This window comes from Listeria monocytogenes (assembly GCF_041765605.1).
GTDB classification, from domain to species: domain Bacteria; phylum Bacillota; class Bacilli; order Lactobacillales; family Listeriaceae; genus Listeria; species Listeria monocytogenes_D.
Genome location: NZ_CP168900.1, coordinates 2,629,580 through 2,648,794 on the forward strand (window position 1 = coordinate 2,629,580; position 19,215 = coordinate 2,648,794).

At 38.5% G+C, this 19,215-nt stretch carries 19 protein-coding genes; 2 read left to right on the plus strand and 17 right to left on the minus strand.

What is annotated here, in order from left to right:
* Positions 1-9: 9 nt before the first annotated feature.
* The 11 genes from AB2Q86_RS13340 to AB2Q86_RS13390 form a co-directional block, all read right to left on the minus strand.
* A complete protein-coding gene (locus tag AB2Q86_RS13340; RefSeq protein ID WP_012580728.1) occupies positions 10-846 on the minus strand; it encodes a lipoyl-[GcvH]:protein N-lipoyltransferase in 837 nt (278 codons plus the stop codon).
* A 318-nt stretch (positions 847-1,164) separates the two neighbouring features.
* Positions 1,165-1,365: a hypothetical protein gene (locus AB2Q86_RS13345; RefSeq protein WP_003729274.1), complete on the minus strand. Its 201-nt coding sequence runs from the start codon at positions 1,363-1,365 to the stop codon at positions 1,165-1,167.
* Positions 1,366-1,387: 22 nt separating this feature from the next.
* The gene (locus AB2Q86_RS13350) at positions 1,388-1,711 is read right to left on the minus strand and encodes a YxeA family protein (protein ID WP_003729275.1); all 324 of its coding nucleotides are present in this window, start codon (positions 1,709-1,711) and stop codon (positions 1,388-1,390) included.
* A 153-nt stretch (positions 1,712-1,864) separates the two neighbouring features.
* A complete protein-coding gene (locus AB2Q86_RS13355) occupies positions 1,865-3,526 on the minus strand; it encodes a peptide ABC transporter substrate-binding protein (protein ID WP_012580727.1) in 1,662 nt (553 codons plus the stop codon).
* Positions 3,527-3,660: 134 nt separating this feature from the next.
* Positions 3,661-4,275 carry an SdpI family protein gene (locus tag AB2Q86_RS13360; protein WP_003726112.1) on the minus strand — a complete coding sequence of 205 codons (615 nt, stop codon included), beginning with the start codon at positions 4,273-4,275 and terminating at the stop codon, positions 3,661-3,663.
* 23 nt (positions 4,276-4,298) lie between these two features.
* Complete coding sequence (locus AB2Q86_RS13365; protein WP_012580726.1) at positions 4,299-4,931, minus strand: nicotinamidase; 633 nt, start codon at positions 4,929-4,931, stop codon at positions 4,299-4,301.
* Positions 4,932-5,456 (minus strand): dihydrofolate reductase family protein, encoded by a 525-nt coding sequence (locus tag AB2Q86_RS13370; protein WP_003726114.1) that lies wholly within the window; start codon positions 5,454-5,456, stop codon positions 4,932-4,934.
* A 2-nt stretch (positions 5,457-5,458) separates the two neighbouring features.
* A complete protein-coding gene (locus AB2Q86_RS13375; RefSeq protein WP_012580725.1) occupies positions 5,459-6,457 on the minus strand; it encodes a zinc-binding alcohol dehydrogenase family protein in 999 nt (332 codons plus the stop codon).
* 96 nt (positions 6,458-6,553) lie between these two features.
* Entirely contained in the window at positions 6,554-6,826 is a 273-nt protein-coding gene (locus AB2Q86_RS13380) for a hypothetical protein (protein WP_003729280.1), read from the minus strand.
* Between the two features lie 48 nt (positions 6,827-6,874).
* Positions 6,875-7,786, minus strand: a complete 912-nt coding sequence (locus AB2Q86_RS13385) for a cation diffusion facilitator family transporter (protein ID WP_003729281.1) — start codon at positions 7,784-7,786, stop codon at positions 6,875-6,877.
* Positions 7,787-7,953: 167 nt separating this feature from the next.
* Positions 7,954-8,781 carry a Cof-type HAD-IIB family hydrolase gene (locus AB2Q86_RS13390; protein ID WP_012580724.1) on the minus strand — a complete coding sequence of 276 codons (828 nt, stop codon included), beginning with the start codon at positions 8,779-8,781 and terminating at the stop codon, positions 7,954-7,956.
* Between the two features lie 114 nt (positions 8,782-8,895).
* Between AB2Q86_RS13390 and AB2Q86_RS13395 the strand changes: the two genes are divergently transcribed.
* Both AB2Q86_RS13395 and AB2Q86_RS13400 read left to right on the plus strand, forming a co-directional pair.
* A complete protein-coding gene (locus tag AB2Q86_RS13395) occupies positions 8,896-9,768 on the plus strand; it encodes an alpha/beta hydrolase (RefSeq protein WP_012580723.1) in 873 nt (290 codons plus the stop codon).
* A 12-nt stretch (positions 9,769-9,780) separates the two neighbouring features.
* Positions 9,781-10,071 carry a putative quinol monooxygenase gene (locus AB2Q86_RS13400; RefSeq protein WP_012580722.1) on the plus strand — a complete coding sequence of 97 codons (291 nt, stop codon included), beginning with the start codon at positions 9,781-9,783 and terminating at the stop codon, positions 10,069-10,071.
* Between the two features lie 47 nt (positions 10,072-10,118).
* Here the strand turns inward: AB2Q86_RS13400 and AB2Q86_RS13405 are convergent, their stop codons facing one another.
* The 6 genes from AB2Q86_RS13405 to AB2Q86_RS13430 all read right to left on the minus strand — a co-directional run bounded on the left by AB2Q86_RS13405 (position 10,119) and on the right by AB2Q86_RS13430 (position 19,184).
* Positions 10,119-12,203 (minus strand): LapB repeat-containing protein, encoded by a 2,085-nt coding sequence (locus AB2Q86_RS13405; protein WP_012580721.1) that lies wholly within the window; start codon positions 12,201-12,203, stop codon positions 10,119-10,121.
* A 407-nt stretch (positions 12,204-12,610) separates the two neighbouring features.
* Complete coding sequence (locus AB2Q86_RS13410) at positions 12,611-14,941, minus strand: InlB B-repeat-containing protein (RefSeq protein WP_119721748.1); 2,331 nt, start codon at positions 14,939-14,941, stop codon at positions 12,611-12,613.
* Positions 14,942-15,292: 351 nt separating this feature from the next.
* Entirely contained in the window at positions 15,293-15,964 is a 672-nt protein-coding gene (locus AB2Q86_RS13415) for an ABC transporter ATP-binding protein (RefSeq protein ID WP_003729288.1), read from the minus strand.
* Entirely contained in the window at positions 15,964-17,052 is a 1,089-nt protein-coding gene (locus tag AB2Q86_RS13420) for an ABC transporter permease (protein WP_012580718.1), read from the minus strand. The genes AB2Q86_RS13415 and AB2Q86_RS13420 overlap by 1 nt, the downstream gene beginning before the upstream one ends.
* Positions 17,053-17,130: 78 nt before the next feature.
* Positions 17,131-18,510: a cell wall metabolism sensor histidine kinase WalK gene (locus AB2Q86_RS13425; RefSeq protein WP_012580717.1), complete on the minus strand. Its 1,380-nt coding sequence runs from the start codon at positions 18,508-18,510 to the stop codon at positions 17,131-17,133.
* Positions 18,507-19,184, minus strand: coding sequence for a response regulator transcription factor (locus tag AB2Q86_RS13430; RefSeq protein ID WP_012580716.1), 678 nt, complete (start codon positions 19,182-19,184; stop codon positions 18,507-18,509). The genes AB2Q86_RS13425 and AB2Q86_RS13430 overlap by 4 nt, the downstream gene beginning before the upstream one ends.
* Positions 19,185-19,215 lie beyond the last annotated feature (31 nt).

A 19,215-nucleotide genomic window follows, 5' to 3' on the forward strand; every position in this document is an offset into this window, starting at 1 on the left:
ACTCTCCTCTCAAGTAAGCACTTTATCATTTCGAGCAATTAAACGTTCGTAGTAGGCCGGAAAAAGATCTAATTCTTCAGGTGTAAGCGTTCCAGAGACAAGTTCACCTGCATAGTGTCGCAAACTATTGAAAAGGCGTACCAACGTATCATTTAAGCTTATATCAGTCTTCATCAAGTCCGAAAGCGAGCCCATAACATCTGGATTCACATTAGGAAACGTATATTTTGTTTGCTTTGCTTTTCCGCTAATCGTATAAAAATCGCGGATCAGTTCTGAACGAGCAGTTTGATCCCCGTCAATCGCTAAATAAATTTGGACCGCTACGCCTTTTGCCATTCTGCGCTGAGAAATACCAGCAAATTTTTTCCCTTGAATGCTGAGGTCGTAACTACCAGGACAATAAGAGTCTTCTATTTCTTTCGCTTCAATTACTTCATTGCAATCTACAAACATGTCTTTGATAAGTGTAAACATTGTTTCATAACCACGCTCAATCGCAATTCCGCGTTCTGCATCCGGGAGCACCATCGACAAATTAAGTACCCCTGAATCAAGGACAACAGCTAAGCCACCGGAATTTCTAACTACAACACGGTAGCCTTGTTCTTGTAAAAAGGCAATTCCTTTATCTATATCAGGTAACTTAGAATCTTGAATTCCAAGGGAAACTGTTTTTTCATGCACCCAGCCACGAACAGTAGATGGCGCTATTCTCGCTCCGACCGAGCGACATAGCGTATCATCTGTCGCGAATGATTGAATGGCATCGAAAGCTGGATTAATCGTTGTATTATCAATAAATCGCCACACATCTTGTTTTAGTAAGGTGTTATCAATATTCATCTCTATGTCCTCCATGATTTTCTTTTTGTTATTATAGCATACCGACACCGAAATTAGATGCAAATGGCTTAAAATAGCCATTTAATCAGGAATATCAATTTTCTGGCGGTTATTTGACTTTTTTTCGTTTAATGTTGAAAACTAGGGCTGTAATGATTGATATAACAACTGATTTGAGAATTATATCTTTTTTCATTTTCATCGCCTCATTTCCTTTCTCCTATTATAACAAACTTACCATACAAAAAAACCTAACTTCTGTAAAAGAAATTAGGTTCATTATATCTAAAAGCCTAGGGAGCTTTTTTAGCAAATGTATTACCAGTTGTAGCGGTCTTCATTATCGCGACTTGGGCGTTTTGGAGAATTACCCCACATACGATAAAGCAGATATCCAATACCACCTAGTATAAGTACTGGGAATAAGAAGTGAAGCGTGATTCCAACGATATCAAGTACGATATTAAGTGCGATAAATCCTAAAATAACTGTAAAAAATATTTTCCAAAAACTATTCATGATTTTTTCCTCTTTTCTAATTTTATTTACTACTTGCAAGCGGAACACTGTTTATTTCCTTGGCTTGGACGAGTAATTCGTTGTCTTGAACGACGATTTTATACTGCTTATTCTTTTTAAGTTGTGTTGTTGACATGAAGTTAACTTTGTGACTGTTTCCTTGATTATCTAAACACGATTCTTGGAAAGAGTACCCTTTAAATTTTGACTTAGTAACTTCTTTTCCATCGTTTTTGATTGTAACGTAATATGTATTTGCTGCTGATCCAATTGGTGCTGAAAATTCAATTACAACCATTGTTAATACAAAAATTGCAGCCAGTAAACCGAAAAGTCCCTTTTTCATTGTTTTTACCGTCCTTTTTTGTTGATAGGTTTATTATAGGGGAGATTCAAAAAAGGGACGAACGGCTCTAGGCTGAAAATTGGTACATCCTAAGTCTTATTTTCTTTCGGGTATAAAAAAAGAGCCTAGTTTGGTTAACTAGACTCTTTTAAATTAATTTTTTTCAATCCATTTGTAGTTTTCTGAACCGATTGGATACGTGGTGTAGTTTTTCAGATTACTTTTTTGCAAGTACGCGCGGCCACCTTGGTATAGCGGGATAAGCACGGCGTTATCTTTAAGTAAAATTTGTTCCGCTTCTAGTAGTGCTTGCCATCTTTTTTCTGGATCTGCCGAAAGTTTACCCTTGGCTCCTAGGACTAATTCATCGTATTTAGCATCCGAGAAGCCTGTGTGGTTCCCAGGGCTGTTTGTTAAGAATAGGTTGAGGTATGTGAGCGGATCTTGATAATCGCCACCCCATCCGCCTAGTAACAGTTCAAAATCTTGTGTCACGTCTGCTTGGAAACTCGCTTGGTTTGTGACATTTTTTAATTTGATTGTTAGTCCAGGAAGGTTTTCTTCTAATTGATTTTGGATAAATTCTGTTTGTTTGCGTTGCAAGGATGTGTCGCCACTTGTTAACGTAAGTGTTAATTCGGTTTTCCCGATTTCTTTCAAGCCTTGCTTCCATGCGTTTGTAGCTTCTTGTTGGTCAAACTTGAGTAAGTCGCCGTTTTGTTTACGGTAATCTTCTTTTGTTTCTGGGTCAAACATGATATCACCGGGAACATCCCCGTTTAATGCTTTAGATCCATTGGCAAGTAGTGTGTTGACCATGCCAGTCTTATCGATAGCCATCGCTAAACCGCGACGCAAGTTTAAGTTAGCTAAATCCGTTTTCACACCGTCTTTGCCTTGGTTCATTTTCATATAAACAGAGCGTCCGGTTGCTTCTTTATGGAAGTTTTTATCATCTTTGTATTGTTTAACAAATTCACCATCAAGCTCTACGCGGTCCAATTTGTTTGTATTGTATAAGTTTAAAGCTGCATTAGTATCTTTTACAACAGTTACATGGATTTTTTCAGTTGGAACGTTCTTTTTATCCCAGTAAGTCGGATTTTTAACGTAATCCCATGTCATATTTGTTCCATTCCAATTTTCTAATTTATACGGGCCGTTGGAAATCAATGTGTCGCTTTTAGTCCCATAACGGTCACCTTGTTTTTCTACAAATGCTTGATTTTCCGGGAAGAATGTCCCAGTCGTTAGGAGTTCTTTGAAAATTGGCACTGGGTTTTCTAGTTCGATTTGTAGCGTTTTGTCGTCTAACGCTTTGATTCCAAGTTCATCCGGTGACATTTCACCTTTCAAAATTTGGGTAGCATTTTTGACGATTTCCTCCATTTGTGGTCCGTATGCAGCGGCTGTTTTTGGATCCACCACTTTTTTCCAAGCGTATTCAAAATCATGCGCCGTCACTGGGTCGCCATTGGACCAATTAGCATCTTCGCGAATTTTAAAAATAAGTGTTTTCCCGCCATCTTTTTCTTCAGGTTCACTGGCAGCTAGAGCGAGTGCCGGTTTCCCGTTTTTATCTAATCGATATAATCCTTCAAAAATTTGATTGATTACTCGGAAACTTACGCTATTGTCTGCGAGTGTTGGACTTGCATTCGGAATTCCACTCGTTTCCATGATGTTAACCACTTTGGCTTTCTTGTCCGATGTTACTTTTTCATTTTCCCCTTTATTGCCAGACTGACATGCTGTAAGTGCTAGTAAACATAATAAACTGAGTGCCACTACCATTTTTCTGGCTGTTTTATGCAATATTTCTCCTCCTCTTTTGTAAGCGCTTTTTGATTACGCAAAAAAATGACGGACTTCCTGCCAAATTCGCGCAGAACTTCCGCCACCATTATAAACCGAAACTGTATCAATTGTAAATATAAACTGTTATATTTTTATTTCTTATTTAGGTAAACTCCTGAACCAACAACAATCACACACATCGTCATCAACATTGCTAACATTAAGTAACTGGGGTCATTACGCATAAACAAAGCAAGAATAAAACAGATTGTACCAGCTATATTAAGTGTAACAGTTGTGATTTTTCTAAGTAGGTTTCTTGACCATGCATCGATCTTTTTAAAACCAATCATCGTTAAAAATTTAAAGAGTTTTTTCGAGTATTGAATGTAGGCCGCAACAACGAACATGAATGCTCCTGCTGTGACTAGAGAAAATCTACCAGTCGGGATATCGTAACCTAGCGCGTATACAATAATACTCATTTGAATGATTGTTAACAGCACTAACAACAGTCTAAAACAATATTCAAATTCCAACAAACTCTCTTGATTCACTTTTTCTTTTCCGTAATATTCCGTTCCCGTAAACATAATCATTAAAAAAGGAATCAGAATTAAGCCGAGCCACTTTTGCATAAACATATCTGGGGAGAAGTCCGTACCGAAATGCACCGCCACTTCAGAAGGTAGTAGCGGATATAACACAGCAGAAATTCCTACTGTGAAAAGAATTATCATACTAGGAAATATACCAACTTTCCTCATTCCCCTCACCTCTTCCAATATAATTACTGGCAATAGGCGACAAGTTCCTCCCTTGTTTCGATAAGTTGCACTTTCTCGGTATTTGCTAATTGCTCTTTTGTTTCATCAAAACCTTGTTCAGATAATGCACGTGTCGCTGGTAAATAAACTAATACAGAAAAGCCTGCCCTACTTAACTGTATAACCGTAGTTTTCACACAAAAATCAAAAGCTAAACCTCCAACAAGAACTAAATCAACTTTTTGTTCGCGTAAATACTCAAGTACTCCAGTTGAAAGCTGTTCGACAATATCGTGGTAACAAGCGCCGTACGGATGAATGTCCGGCTCCATACCTTTCCAAATAAAGTAATCATAATCAGTCACAACTGGTAAACCATCTAATAATTCAAAACCTTTTGTACCTGGTTCACAGTGCCTTACCCAAGTACGGTCTGCATTTGGATATTCGAGTTTAGCCAGCATTTCGTCTTTGGAATCAACTACCCATACAGCATTTTGCGGATGCGCATCTTTACTACCAATTCGAATAGAAGCAAGGCTTGCCATAAAATTAAGTTCTGGCACAATTTTGTCTCCGCCCGAAACCGGTAATTCATCGGGACAAAGCGGTGTAAAGCCTTTTTGTGCATCAATATCAAAAGCGGCAATTTTCATTTAATTTTCCTCCAAGTTTTTATACGTTAGTTGTGCAAACTGGCCGAAACGAGTTACTTCTTCCAGCTCTAGCGCGTGCTCTCTATCTTCTTCAAAGAGCGGAATTCCTTTTCCTAAAATAATCGGCGCAATCGTTATCACAAAGCGATCTATCGCCTTCTCTTTTAAAAATTGTTGCACTAATTTCGCGCCACCAACAAGCCAGATTTTTTCACCATCAATGTTATTTAACCAGGTATCAACAGTGCCGGCAACAAAGTCAGCGTATTCGTCTTTTGTCCCAGCTTTCGTGTTGGAAAAAACGTAGACATCTTTTTTACTGTAAGGGAACGTGTCCGTAAGCGAGAAAATTTGTTGATACGTCGTCCGTCCCATGACAACTGTATCTACGTTGTCAAAGAAAGCTTCATAACCTGCATCCCCTTCACTATCAATAGATTCTAACCATTCGACACTTCCGTTTTCATCTGCAATGTAACCGTCCAAGCTAACTGCGATATATAGCGCAACTTGTTTTTCACTCATCATTACTCCAATCCTTTCACTACTAATTTTCCAATCATTTTTCCGGATGAGATAATTTTGTGAGCTTCTTCTATTGTCGCCGCGTTCACGGGTGATAAAACTTGATTTAATGTCGTTGTTAATTCGCCCGCATCTAACATTTGTGCCGCTTCCGTTAAAATCTCATGCTGCTTAATTTTATCTTCTGTATTATATTTCGAGCGAGTAAACATGAATTCATAGCTGAAAGTAGCACTCTTGTCTTTTAAAAGAGTCATTTTCACTGGCTCTGCAAGTTCTACAATAGAGCAAATTTTCCCTTGTGGGCGAATCACTTCTTGCATCACGTCCCAGTGAGCGTTAGTGTTATGCAAACATAAAATAAAATCAACACTCTGCTCAAATCCAAGTTCATTCAGTTGTTTTGGGATATTTTCTCGGTGATTGATAACATAGTTCGCACCGTGCTTCTTGGTCCATTCTATTGTTTCTGCGCGCGATGCAGTGGCAATGACTTCAAGGCCAGCGTTCGCAGCCAACTGAGTCGCAATGGAACCAACACCACCAGCTCCATTAATAATTAAAATCGCTTTTCCTTTGTCATTTTCCGTAATTCCTAAACGTTCAAAGAGTGCTTCCCACGCTGTAATAGTGGTCAGTGGCATCGCAGCAGCTTCCTCTACGGTTAATTTCTGTGGTTTCAAACCAACTAACCGTTCATCAATTAAAGTGAATTCTGCATACGCTCCGGGCCTTGTGACGTCACCAGCGAAATAAACGTCTTGGCCAGTTTTAAATAAAGTAACATCACTCCCAGTATCGACAACCTCTCCAACTGCATCCCAGCCTAAAATTCGAACTTCTTCTCCGGATAGCTTAGTTGCTTCAAGTTGCTTAGTATCTACTGGATTGATGGAAATAGCTTTAATTTTCACTAGTAAATCATGACTTCCTGGTACTGGTTGGTCAATTTCTATATCCACGAAACCCGTTGACGCTTTTGTTAATCCTACAGCTTTCATTTGACAACACCTCTCGTTTCCTTTTCCCGAATTTCTTAAAATAATGCACATTTAGATAAAAAAGCCTTCTCAAATTCACTGAGAAGGCTTTAAAACTTATTTTTCGTCAAGCAGTTCACTATCTTTGAATTTCATTTTCGCATGACAGGCCGGGCATTTGATTTTCAACTTGCCGCCGTGTGAATGAGTATGGTCGCTATCTTCTTTTGTGGAAAGAAGCATTTTGCTAGCTTTTTTTAGTAGTGGGATAGCGATAATAACACCGATGATTGTGAACATTGCTAGAACCCCGATAAATACTAAGGTTACGGCAACTACAGCGATAAAAGTTTTTTTCAAAAAATGACCTAAATCAACTTGTTCTTCCATCTAAACCAACTCCTCTAATTGATACGTTCATCATATCATGAAGTGGCATTAATTGCAGTGATGATGGTGAGCATGATTTCCTTCAAGTTGAATCGTACTGTGTTCCAATGAGAAATTCTCTTGCAAATAATGCTCGATATCTGCCAAAATTTTATCTCGGTCAGCATCTTCACATACGGTCAAATGAGCTGTAAGAGCATTGAAATCCGAAGTAATCGCCCACACATGTAAATCATGCACTTCCTTCACACCATCTTGTTGTTGGAAGAATGTCTTGATTTCTTCTGTATCCACATTCGCCGGTTTTCCTTCCATCAAAATATGAATCGCATCTTTCAGCACACGCCAACCACTAACTAAGATAAGCGCCGCAACGATAACACTGGCGATTGGATCGGCGATATTCCAGCCTAGGAAAATAATTAGTAATGCAGCAATAATCGCGCCTACAGAACCAAGCAAATCTCCAAGTACATGCAAGAAGGCACTACGCATATTCAAATTCTCGCTAGTATCACCTTTCATTAAAATCCAAGCGACTAAAATGTTGACCAGTAACCCAATAACAGAAATGGTCATCATCCCTGCGCCAATTACTTGTGGCGGATCAAAGAAGCGACCAATTGCTTCATAAAATATGAAAACAGAAATCCCAACGAGCGTTAACCCATTTAAAAATGCTGCTAAAATTTCAAATCGTTTATAGCCATATGTTTTATCCGAACTGGCTGCTTTTTCGCCAAATTTGAACGCCGCTAAACTCAAACCAAGCGCCACTGCGTCAGATAGCATATGCCCCGCATCAGAAAGCAGCGCCAAACTATTGGTCATAATTCCACCAATAACTTCCACTATCATAAATGTAGCGATTAAGATAAAACTGATAAATAATGATTTTTTGTTGGCATTATGCGCATGGTTATGATTGTGTCCATGAGCATGATCGTGGTTATGTGCCATGTGATTACTTCCCCTCTGTAAGTAGCTAATTTCTTTATATGCATATGTTAGCATATATACATTTTAAGTGCAACCATTCTTATAAAAAAAGAAGCTGATCCTCAAAAACCAGATCTAAAAATCTCACTTTTGAGGATCAGCTTCCTATTATCTACCCATTCTTTTTCTTATAAAATTTCTTCTTGCATAAACAATCCTAGTCCACCAATATCATGATGCTTTGCGATTTTATCCGCTTTTTCTAAAGCTAGCGGAATGCCATTTTCCATCGCTACGCCAATTTCGGCTAATTCAATCATACCGACATCATTTTCATTATCACCAAAAGCAATTGTTGAATCCAGGTCAATATAGCCGTTATCCGCCAAATAAGTTAGGCCTTTCGCTTTATCAATACCCTCATTCATAATATCAATTAAATTCGAAGCCGATGCAAGTACAGAAAGTGGCAACCCTTCAAGAGCCGCTTTGATTTCTGCTCGTTTTTCTAAGTCCGATTCAATGACAAGTACTTTTAGCGGAAATTCACCTTCGCGAAGCACACTAAAAGGATCTGTTGTTAACGTAATTGGCACCTGTTCGTTTTCTGGTAAAGTTTTATTCAATTCATTAAAAAAGGCGATTTTACCAGTATTGGTTGGTCCAAGAATTCGTTCCGTTGTATAAATATGATAATTCACCCCAAGTGGCTCAAGCGTCTCTAAGATAGTATGTACTAGATCCAGCTCGATATTACTTTTATATAAAATTTCTCCTGTCGTAAAATCGCGTACCAATCCGCCATTACAGGAAATGACTGGTGTTTTAATTTTCAGTTCGTGAATAAATGGTAAAATTGCTAAATCCAAACGACCTGTCGCTAGGAATAATTTTTTACCGCCAGCTTGCCAATCCATTAATACTTCTTTGTTTAAAGGATGAATTTGATCTCCTTTTTTTACAAGTAATGTACCGTCCATATCTGTAATAACTGTGTCAATTGCTAGATTTGCCAATAGTTTTCGCACCTTTCTAAAATTCCGTCATTATGTACCTCGATTATAGACGAGTTTTACATGATTGTCACGTCGATTTTTGGTATAATAAGTTGGAATGGAGGAAGATACTTAGTGAAGAAATATTTTATTACTATCATGATTTTACTTTTTGGCGCGCTTATTCTTTCTGCATGCCAAAATGATGAGGCCGAGAGCAGCGAGCCTCCTAAAGTAGATTTAAAAGACCAAATACCAATTATTCTAATTCATGGCAGCGGCGGCGATACGCATTCTCTTGATGAAATGGCTGATCAGCTGATGAATGAATATAAAACCTCTAACGAAGCGATGGCGATGTCTATTAACTCAGACGGCGACATTACTTTCCAAGGAGAATTAACCAAAGATGCCAAACGTCCCATTATAAAATTTGCGTTCGACCAAAACCAAGCAACTCCAGATGATTGGTCTAAATGGTTGAAAATTGCTATGACTGACTTGAAATCCCGCTATGGTTTCACACAAATGGATGGTGTCGGTCATTCCAACGGCGGATTGGCTTTGACTTATTTTGCTGAAGATTACCCTTCTGACAAAGAGGTGCCAACATTGCGTAAATTAGTAGCAATCGGCTCACCTTTTAATGATTTAGATCCAAACGATAACGGAAAAGACCTCGCTTTCAAAACATTACCAAATAGTACACCACAATTAGATTATTTCATGGAAAAACAAACGGATATAAACCCTAATTTAGAAGTACTCGCTATCGCAGGTGAATTAAGTGAAGATAATCCAACCGACGGAATCGTACCAACAAACAGTTCTCTAGCAACGAGACTTTTTGTCGCAGGGAACGCAAAAGCCTATATAGAAGATGTTCAGGTTGGCGAGAGCGCTGTCCATCAAACATTACACGAAACACCTAAAAGCATTGAAAAAACGCATTGGTTTTTAGAAGAATTCAAAACGGATGAAACAGTTATCCAGTTAGATTACAAATAGGAGGAATAGCAGTTGATACACATAGAGGCGAAAATCCAAGTGAAACCAGATTTTATAGAATCATTTTTAAAAGAAGTGGAGCTAGTCATCCAAGGTTCGCTTTCAGAAGCCGGAAACCATGGCTATGAATTAGTTCGTTCTGTGAAAACCCCATCTACCTTCTATCTCTTAGAAAAATGGGCAGATGAAGCTGCTATTCAATTCCATAATTCAACAGAGCATTATAAACGTTTTAAACGGGAAATTCCTGCATTTTTAGCAAGCCCGACCGAAGTGGATGTGCTCACTAAAAACAAAAAATGATTTTACAAAAAAAGATGGCTCTCTATTTTCATAGAGGCCATCTTTTTTTATTTGCTATACGATTTTTTGAAAATACGTAAGGATACACCTACAAGTAATAGCCCTGCTAACAAGTAAAGCATATTTTGGCTGTCACCTGTTGCCGGGTGTTTGCCTGTTTGGCTCTTCTTGTTTTGATCTTTAGCTTTATTATTTGTATTTGCTGGTGGATCCGATAAACCGCCATTATTATTTTCGGTTACAGTAGTACCGCCACCTGTTTGCGGGTCATTATTTACAATCTTGCTAAATTGCGCATATAAAGTGATCCCTGCTGCCGGCATTTTGTTTGTTGCGAAGTTCCATTTGTTTCCGCCTGTTTTCGCATCATACCAACCGTCGAAAGTATAACCATCTTTTGTTGGTGCTGCTGGTTCAGTGATGAAACCTTCCACCACAATAGCTTCTGTTGTTTGAACATCGTCTATATCAAAAACAACATTAGCTAAAATAGGCGTAGGTTTTGGAGTAATACGAACCGTTACTTGAACTGGTTTTGCATCTACGTCATCTGAATTAACAGATTTCAGTGTTACTGTATAATCACCAGCTTCATTCAATTTTACAACTGTTCCGAAATCACTTGTAATAACAGAACCATCATTCGTTGAAGCTTGAATATTTTTCAGAAAATCAGCTTCTGTCACTTCAGCAAATACCATATAGCTTATTTCCGGATTAGCTGTAATAACTGGGGCAAGCGCCTTATTAATGTGAACTTTTACTTTCACTGGTTCCGCTTCAAAGCCTGCACTGTTTTTCGCATTTAATGTTACTTCATAAGTTCCACCTTTGGTAAAATCAACAACTGTATCGTAATCAGATGTTATAGTGGCTCCTTCTGTTACACTTGCTGCAACATTTGACAAAAATACCTGTTCAGATATGTTTGCATTTTTATCATAATAGATTTCATCTCTTGCTGTTATCACTGGTAAATCAACTTTTTTCAAAGGAACAGTTACTTTACCAGAGAAAGTTCCATCAATAGGAGATTGACTCACAGACTCACTAAATCCGTAATCTACTGTATTTACGTCTTTTAAATTTGCAGCAGTCCACGTAATTTGATTGTCTTTATAAGTACCCTTATCTGAAATAGAGTTCGCTGTCGCTACTTGTCCAAAGTTTTTGATACTATTATCAAGAACTAAATTTGACGCAACAGTTTGTTCAGGAAGTGTAATTGTTTGATCTGATGCATTGATATAGGTCAATTTTGGAAGTTTTGTTTTCAACTCTTCCGGCAATACACTAACATGGTTATTAGTTATTGCAATATTTGCTACTTCTGGAAATGATTTTAAACTATCTAATTCAGTTATTTCATTTTTACTTGCATAGATTCTTGTAATAAGTGGTAAATCTTCTAATCCTGCTAAAGTTTTTACTTTATTATCATAGATAGTTATGTTGATTGCTAGCGGAAGATTTTTTACTGTTACTTCTGTCATAGAACATTCACTTAAAGCGAGAGCCCCTGCCATTGCTGGTAAATTTTCTAAAGTCATTTTCGTTAATGTGCGTGTTTTTGAGAAATCAATTGTATCTCCAGAGGCATCACTTACACCGCCAGCAACTTTTAAGTCTGGAAGATTCTTTAAAACAACTTCAGTTAATTCTGCGCTATCTTGCGTGTCGCAAAAGACTTTAACTAATTTAGGTTGATCTTGAATATCGATTGTAGTTAAATCGTTACCTCTTAAATTGATACTAGTTACGTTTGGTAAAGTGATATCACCTTTCAAACTAACCGTAGTAATTTTGTTGTCGCTTAAATTGATGCTAGTTACATTACGTAACAAATCAATCCCTGCTAAGTTAGCGATTTCTTTTGAATTAGCTGTTAGTGTCACAACTTTATCCAAATCATCTTGTGTCGCTACTTGTGTAATATCATCCGAGCCAGTCGCTGCTTGTGCGACAACTTTCGCTAAATTAGCATCAGGAAATGCACTTGCATAAGTACTACCTGCTTGAAGAGTTGCTTTAAGTGGCTTAGTATCTGCAGCAAAAGTTGCTAATGGATATGCACTAAATGATTGGAAAAGAATCATTCCTGCTACAATAATTAAACTTAATTTTCTTTTCACGATTTTCCTCCCTCTATTCATGTTGTTAAACTAAGTAATAAGTGAAAGTTAAAATAAAAAAACATGCCTATTTAATTCATTTAAAGGCATATCTCACGAACTCCCTATAGTATTATATATGTAAAAACTTTTCGATTTTTACTAAAAACAGACTTAAAAACAGTTCTTTTCTACTAAGTGCGTCTTTTTTGTGAACGAAATATTTTTACTTTTCTAATAATCATTCTTTTTTAACAAGAATTACAATCGTCCCAAGCGCACGAAAACAGTTGGGCTACAAGGTTTTTGTTAAACCGAGCTGATTTTCGTTACTTTTTTCAGCAATTCCCAATAGATACTAATTTAACTAGTAAAAGAGGAAAAAAAGCCGCATATGAACATCGTGCTTCATACGCGGCTTCCAATTTTTATTTATGAGACATTTTTTTGATATAGCCAAACGTTCCAGCGATTAGTAATAATCCTATTAATAGATAAAGGATATTTTCTTGGTCGCCTGTTTTTGGTAATTTTTTACTTTGTTTTGTTATCTTAACAGGGTCATTAGCTGGTTTTACCGCAGCAGTAATGTTTGTTTTTTCTGTTGCCGGTAAGATATTATCGATTGGATCGTCTTGATGTGCTGGATCTGATGGATCTGATGGATCTGATGGATCTGATGGATCTGATGGTTGAATCGGATTTACCGGGTCTACTGGATCTACCGGAGCTACTGGGTTTTTGGTAAAGCGCGCATATAAAGCTAAATCATTTGCTGGCATTTTGTTTGTAGCAAAATCCCATTTATTCCCGCCTGTTTCGGCATCATACCAACCATCAAATGTATAACCAGCTTTTATCGGTGCTGTCGGTTCTTGTAGTAATCCTAGGTAATCAACTGTTTGTGTTGTTACTGCTTCACCATTAAGTGTGACAGTATATGATTTAACGGTAAAGCGGGCATATAGCGTAACGTCTTTTGCTGGCATTTTATTTGCTGCAAAATCCCATTTACTACCACCTGTTTCCGCATCATACCAGCCATCAAATGTATGGCCTTCTTTTGTTGGTGCTGTTGGCTCCTCGATTAGGGCATCGTAGTCAACCGCTTGTGTCGTTGTGGTATCTTCCACATTAAACGTTGCTGTATAGGCTTTTAAACTGAAGCGAGCATATAATGTCATGTTTTTCGCTGGCATTTTATTGGTCGCAAAATTCCATTTGGTTCCGCCTGTTTCGGCATCATACCAGCCATCAAATGTGTAGCCATCTTTTGTTGGTGCTGTTGGTTCTGTCAGAAGACTGTCGTAATCAACGGCTTGTGTCGTTGTTGTTCCTTCTTTATCAAATGTTGCTGTATAAGCATTTGTACTAAAACGGGCATATAATGTGACGTTTTTCGCTGGCATTTTATTCGCTGCGAAATCCCATTTGTTTCCACCTGTTTCGGCATCATACCAACCAGTAAATGTATAACCGTCTTTTGTCGGTGCTGTCGGTTCTTGGATAAGGCTATCGTAATTGACTGTTTGTGTCGTTGTCGTTCCGTCTTTGTCAAATGTTGCTGTATATGATTTGACTGTGAAACGAGCGTACAATGTGACGTTCTTGGCAGGCATTTTGTTCGTTGCAAAATTCCATTTGGTTCCACCTGTCTCCGCATCGTACCAACCATCAAATGTGTAACCGTCTTTTGTCGGTGCTGCCGGTTCTGTCAGAAGACTATCATAATTAGCTGTTTGTGTCGTTGTTGTTCCTTCTTTGTCAAATGTTGCTGTATACGATTTAACGCTATAACGAGCATATAATGTGATGTTGTTCGCTGGCATTTTGTTCGTCGCGAAATTCCATTTGGTTCCGCCAGTTTGTGCGTCGTACCAACCGTCAAACGTGTAACCATCTTTTGTTGGTTCGGTTGGTTCTGTCAGTGCTTCTTGATAATCGACCGTTTGCGTTGTCGTTGTTCCATCGTTATTAAAAGTCGCAGTGTAATTATTCATCGTAAAACGGGCATATAAAGTTACTGGATTTGCAGGCATCTTATCTTGAGCAAAATCCCACTTTTTACCGCCTGTTTCTGCGTCATACCAACCATCAAATGTATAACCAGCTTTCGTTGGTGTTGTTGGTTCTTCTGCAAGACCATCATAGTCCACTGTTTCTGTCGTTGTTACTCCGCCATTATCAAAGGTCATAGGATATGTTTTAGATGCAAATCGAGCATATAGTGTGATGTTTTTCCCCGGCATTAAATCGTTAGCAAAATCCCATTTTTTGCCGCCTGTTTCGGCATCATACCAACCAATAAATGTATAACCATCTTTTACTGGTTTTGTAGGTTCATTAATTTTATTTTGATAAACAACTGGTTGTGTAGCTGTTCGTTCTTCTGAGATTAATGTAGCTGTGTAGGTTTTAATTGTGAAATATCCGTATAGATGCAAATCGTGTCCTGGCATTGGTAACCCAGTTGGGGTCCAGCGAACTCCTTGCCCATTCGGTTGATCATACCACCCCCAAAAGGCATAACCTTCTACAACTGGTATCGCCGGATTTGTTTTGATCAGCTCACCTGCTTCAAGCTCTTCTGTAATAGTCAAATTCCCCTGAACATCTAAAATGACTTTGTATTTCGTCGCCGTCTCTGCTGCATTTGCATTGTTTCCATTATTTTCTGAAGCCCATATAGCAAATGGGTCTGCGCTTAATTGTAAAAGGATTATTCCTACTGCAATTAGTAAACTAATTTTTCTTTTCATATTGTCCTCCTCATCTAGGTTGCAAAATTAGATATATAATTAATTTTATTTCATTGTTCATAATAAAAAAGCACCTGTATTTTCGTTAAAGGCGTCCAATTATTTATTCACTTTAAGATTATATCTTGAGGGACACTACTAAAGAATACTAAAAACAGACTTCTGCGCATGTTTTTTGTGACAGTTCAGTGACGAAATGAGCCATTTTTAAGCAAATAGTGCAAAACCCGTTGTTTTTGTGTACTATTTCAAGACTTTTTCTATCACTCGTACATTTCACGGCCTGTTTCTATGCTAGTATTTCAATAAATAACTAAAAAAATTTGGCCCCCCGCAAAGAGGACCAAATTTTTATTCTGCTTTTAAATAGCCATCTTCAATTCGAATCACACGGTCGACTAAATCTAACACTCGTTCGTCATGTGTAACCATGATGGCAGCTTTATTTTTCCGTTTTACTTCATCTGCAATCATTTGAACTACTTTATGTCCGCGGTTGGCATCTAAACTAGCTGTGGGTTCATCGGCTAGAATAATATCTGGATCATTCATGAGTGCTCTAGCAATGGCAACGCGTTGTTTTTCGCCACCTGACAAACTCTCCGGATAATTGTTTTGGCGCGCGGTTAAGCCTAATTCTTGAAGCAATTTATCTGCTCTTTCTTTCGCAGCGCTACCTTTTTCACCGGATAATTCCGCAATGACGAGTAGTTGGTCACGAACACTTAGGTAAGGAATTAAGTTGGCACCTTGGAAAATAAAGCCAACTTTGTCGAGTCGCACCTTCGTTAATGCTTTTTCAGACATGTTATTTAATGTCGTTCCACCAATGGCAATTTCGCCTTCTGTTGGAGATAATAAAGCGCCTGCGATTGATAAAAATGTACTTTTCCCAGCGCCAGAAGGTCCGACGATTGCAACGAATTCTCCTTGTGCTACTTCTAAAGAAACATTTTTCAATACTTCGATGACTTGCTCGCCATCTTGATAATTTTTAGAAATATTTTTCATTATTAAAGTCATTAGTTTGCCCTCCCAATTGCTTCTAACGCGTCTACTTTTGCTACACGATAGAGTGATAACATCGATCCGATGACTGCGACAACAAGGAATAAAGCAGAACAGCCGATTGCAAGTACCGGGCTGAGTGTAAATGGCATACTCGCTGGTAAAATTGCTGCGAGACCAAATGTTAAACCATTACCAATTAACAAACTGACAACTGATAGGAAAACAACTTGGGTAACGATACTCCGACCTAAATAGGCTGTTCGTGCACCAACTGCTTTTAAAATCCCAAATTGATTGATTTTTTGAATCGTAATGACGTAAAAGAAAGCAGCTAGAACAAATGCGGCGATGACGAATAAAAAGGCAATCATCATCAGTAGTGATCCTTGTTCTTCTGAGTAGCCAGGGATACCTTGAAGCACTTCTTTACTAGATGAAAGTTTCATAGAACCGAGTGATAGGTTTTTAGCTGTGCTTTCAGAAACATCTAGCGCTACGGCGTTATATTCTCCTTCTGCTGCTTGGTTCGTTTGATGCACTAACTTCCAAGCATCCCAGCCGACGAATATAACCGGTGAATGGCTAAATGTGTTATTTTTGGTGAAGGCGGTAATCGTGAACTCTTCTCCTGTTGCGCTATCTTTGAGTTTGCTTCCTAATTTATAACCAGACTCTTTTAAAGAAATATCGGCTACTACTTCTGTTGTTTTCTGTGGCTCTGTTCCTTCTGAGATGGCCGGTTTCATAAATCCTGTTTTATCTATACCGAAATAAGTAATGTCCGTTTTTTTATCTTTGTCGGGTGGTGTGATCGTGCCCATTTGCACGCCCAGGTTGGTGCTTTCTGATTTTTTCACTTGCTTCGCTACGCTTTCTGTTTCGGATGCAGTTAAATTGGACCTCGTTAAGCGATTATCTGAGTCTTTTTGTAATACATAATAAGTCGCTTTATTGGATGAAATGGCTGCCCCATTATCATTTGCAAGTCCATTCGCAAGTCCCGTTACAAACAAAACGAGCCATGCAATTAATACCATGATTAATCCGATTAAAATATAGCGTAATTTTGAGTGTTTTAATTCTCTTAATGCCAAAAACATTCCGTTCAACTCCTTCTAAGATCTTACCCTTAGTTTAAAGAAGTTTTGTAAACGGAATGTGAATCGGATTTTACAAATTTAGTTTTTTGGTAGTTTAACTGTGAATGTCGTGCCTTTTTCGGGGCTACTTTGCACGGTTATTTCGCCGTGATGGAGTGTAATGATTTTCTGGCAAATGGATAATCCTAGGCCACTCGAGCCTTCTTCCCGGGTGCGGCTCTGGTTGGCTTTATAAAACCGTTCAAAAATCTTGGCCATATCCGACTTACTTATGCCGACTCCGCTATCTTGGACTTCAACAAAAACATTTGTCCCTTCTTCGTATAGGTGAATTTGAATATTCCCGCCCTGTGGTGTGAATTTAATCGCATTAGTTAACAAATTGGACCATACTTGGTAAAGCAATTCGGCATCGCCAGTATAGTTTACATCTGCTAAATCTAAGTTTATCGTTAGTTCTTTCTCGCGCCAGCTCCACTCGGTCATTTGGATCAATTGGCGCCACTGCTTGGCTAAGTGAACTGGTTCTTTTTTCCGTAGCTCTGATTCTTGATCAAGTGAAGCGAGTGTGAGTAGTTGTTTGGTTAAGGAAGATAGACGTGTTGTCTCCTCTGATAACACGGTTAAATATTCGGCTTGTTCTTTTTCGGTTAGTGTTCCAGAACCTAAAAGTCTCGCAAAGCCTTGCATGGATGTGAGCGGAGACTGTAGTTCATGAGAAACATTGGCGACAAATTCTTGGCGTGCAGCTTCAGATTTTTCGAGTTCACTGGCCATTTTAGCAAACGAGTCTGCTAGCTGACCAATCTCATCTTTACGCCGGACTTCGAGTGCCACATCGTAATTACCTTTACGGATTTTTTTCGTTGCATTCGTCAGCTTCACGACCGGATTAACAATATATCTGCCACTAATCAGGACAAATAGGATACTAATGATGGATGTGAAAATAAGTATCATCGCGAAAAATATTCGAAGTTCCCCAAATTGTTGTTCCGGGTCTTGACGTATGAATAGCGCTAGTTGTTTACCATCAGCTTGCACCGGGACACCAATGGTATTTCGCACATCATTATCAAAAAAGCCTGTGATGAAAATACCTGTATCGAACGAGTCAATTCCATGATATGTCTCTCCGTCTAGTACTTGTTTAATTGTCTTATCTGGTAAATCTTTTTTCCGAAAAGCACCACCAAAATAAGTGGATTTTTCCGCGCCATCTGTCAAATATAATTCGTATCCCAGTTCGCCCACATTTTCCAAGTACTCATTTAAAGAAATCGTAGCATTTGACTCGTAAAATTGTTGGACTTCCTTCGCTATTTTGGCTGTTTTTTCGTCGTTAAAAGGTTTTAATTTTATTTGGTAATAAATGTTTGCAAAGAAAAAGCCGAGCAAACTACTGGAAAGGATGACGACAAGCATTGTAACAACTATTCGGCTATATAACGATTTCATGTTGCCTCCTCCAATTTATAACCAACGCCGCGTACCGTGACAATTCGAATACCATCCTTTTCTTCATCAAAATGGTCCCGCAAACGTTTAATATGTACATCCACTGTCCGGTCGCTGCCATCATAATCACGTTGCCAAATCCGCTCAATTAATTCCTCACGGGTAAAAATCCGTCCGGGATAGCTCGCTAGTTGATATAAGAGTTCAAATTCTTTTACGGGAATCATTCGTTCTTGGTTGCCAATTTTTATGCCGTAACTTTTTTGATCGATGGTGATATTTCCGATGTTGATTTTCACTTCGCTCGCCTGATTGGAGCGCCGTAGCAATGCGCGAATTCGAAAGACCAGCTCTTCTGGTTCAAATGGTTTTGTGACATAATCATCTGTTCCTACTTCAAAACCGCGTGATTTATCCGCCAGCGCATCTTTGGCCGTCAGCATAATAACCGGAATATCTGGAAAACTTGCGCGCATTTTTTGGCAAAGTTCAAAACCGTCCATATTAGGCATCATCACATCGATTACCGCCAAATGAACTTGCTCGGTTTCAACTATTTTTTCTGCTTCTATCCCGTCAATCGCCTCAAGAACACGGAAACCTTCTGCGCGGAGATAGTGCCCTACGAGTTTAAGTATGTGTCGATCATCATCTACTACTAATATTTGTTTCATTTTCACCGCTCACCTTACTGTCCTATTTTAC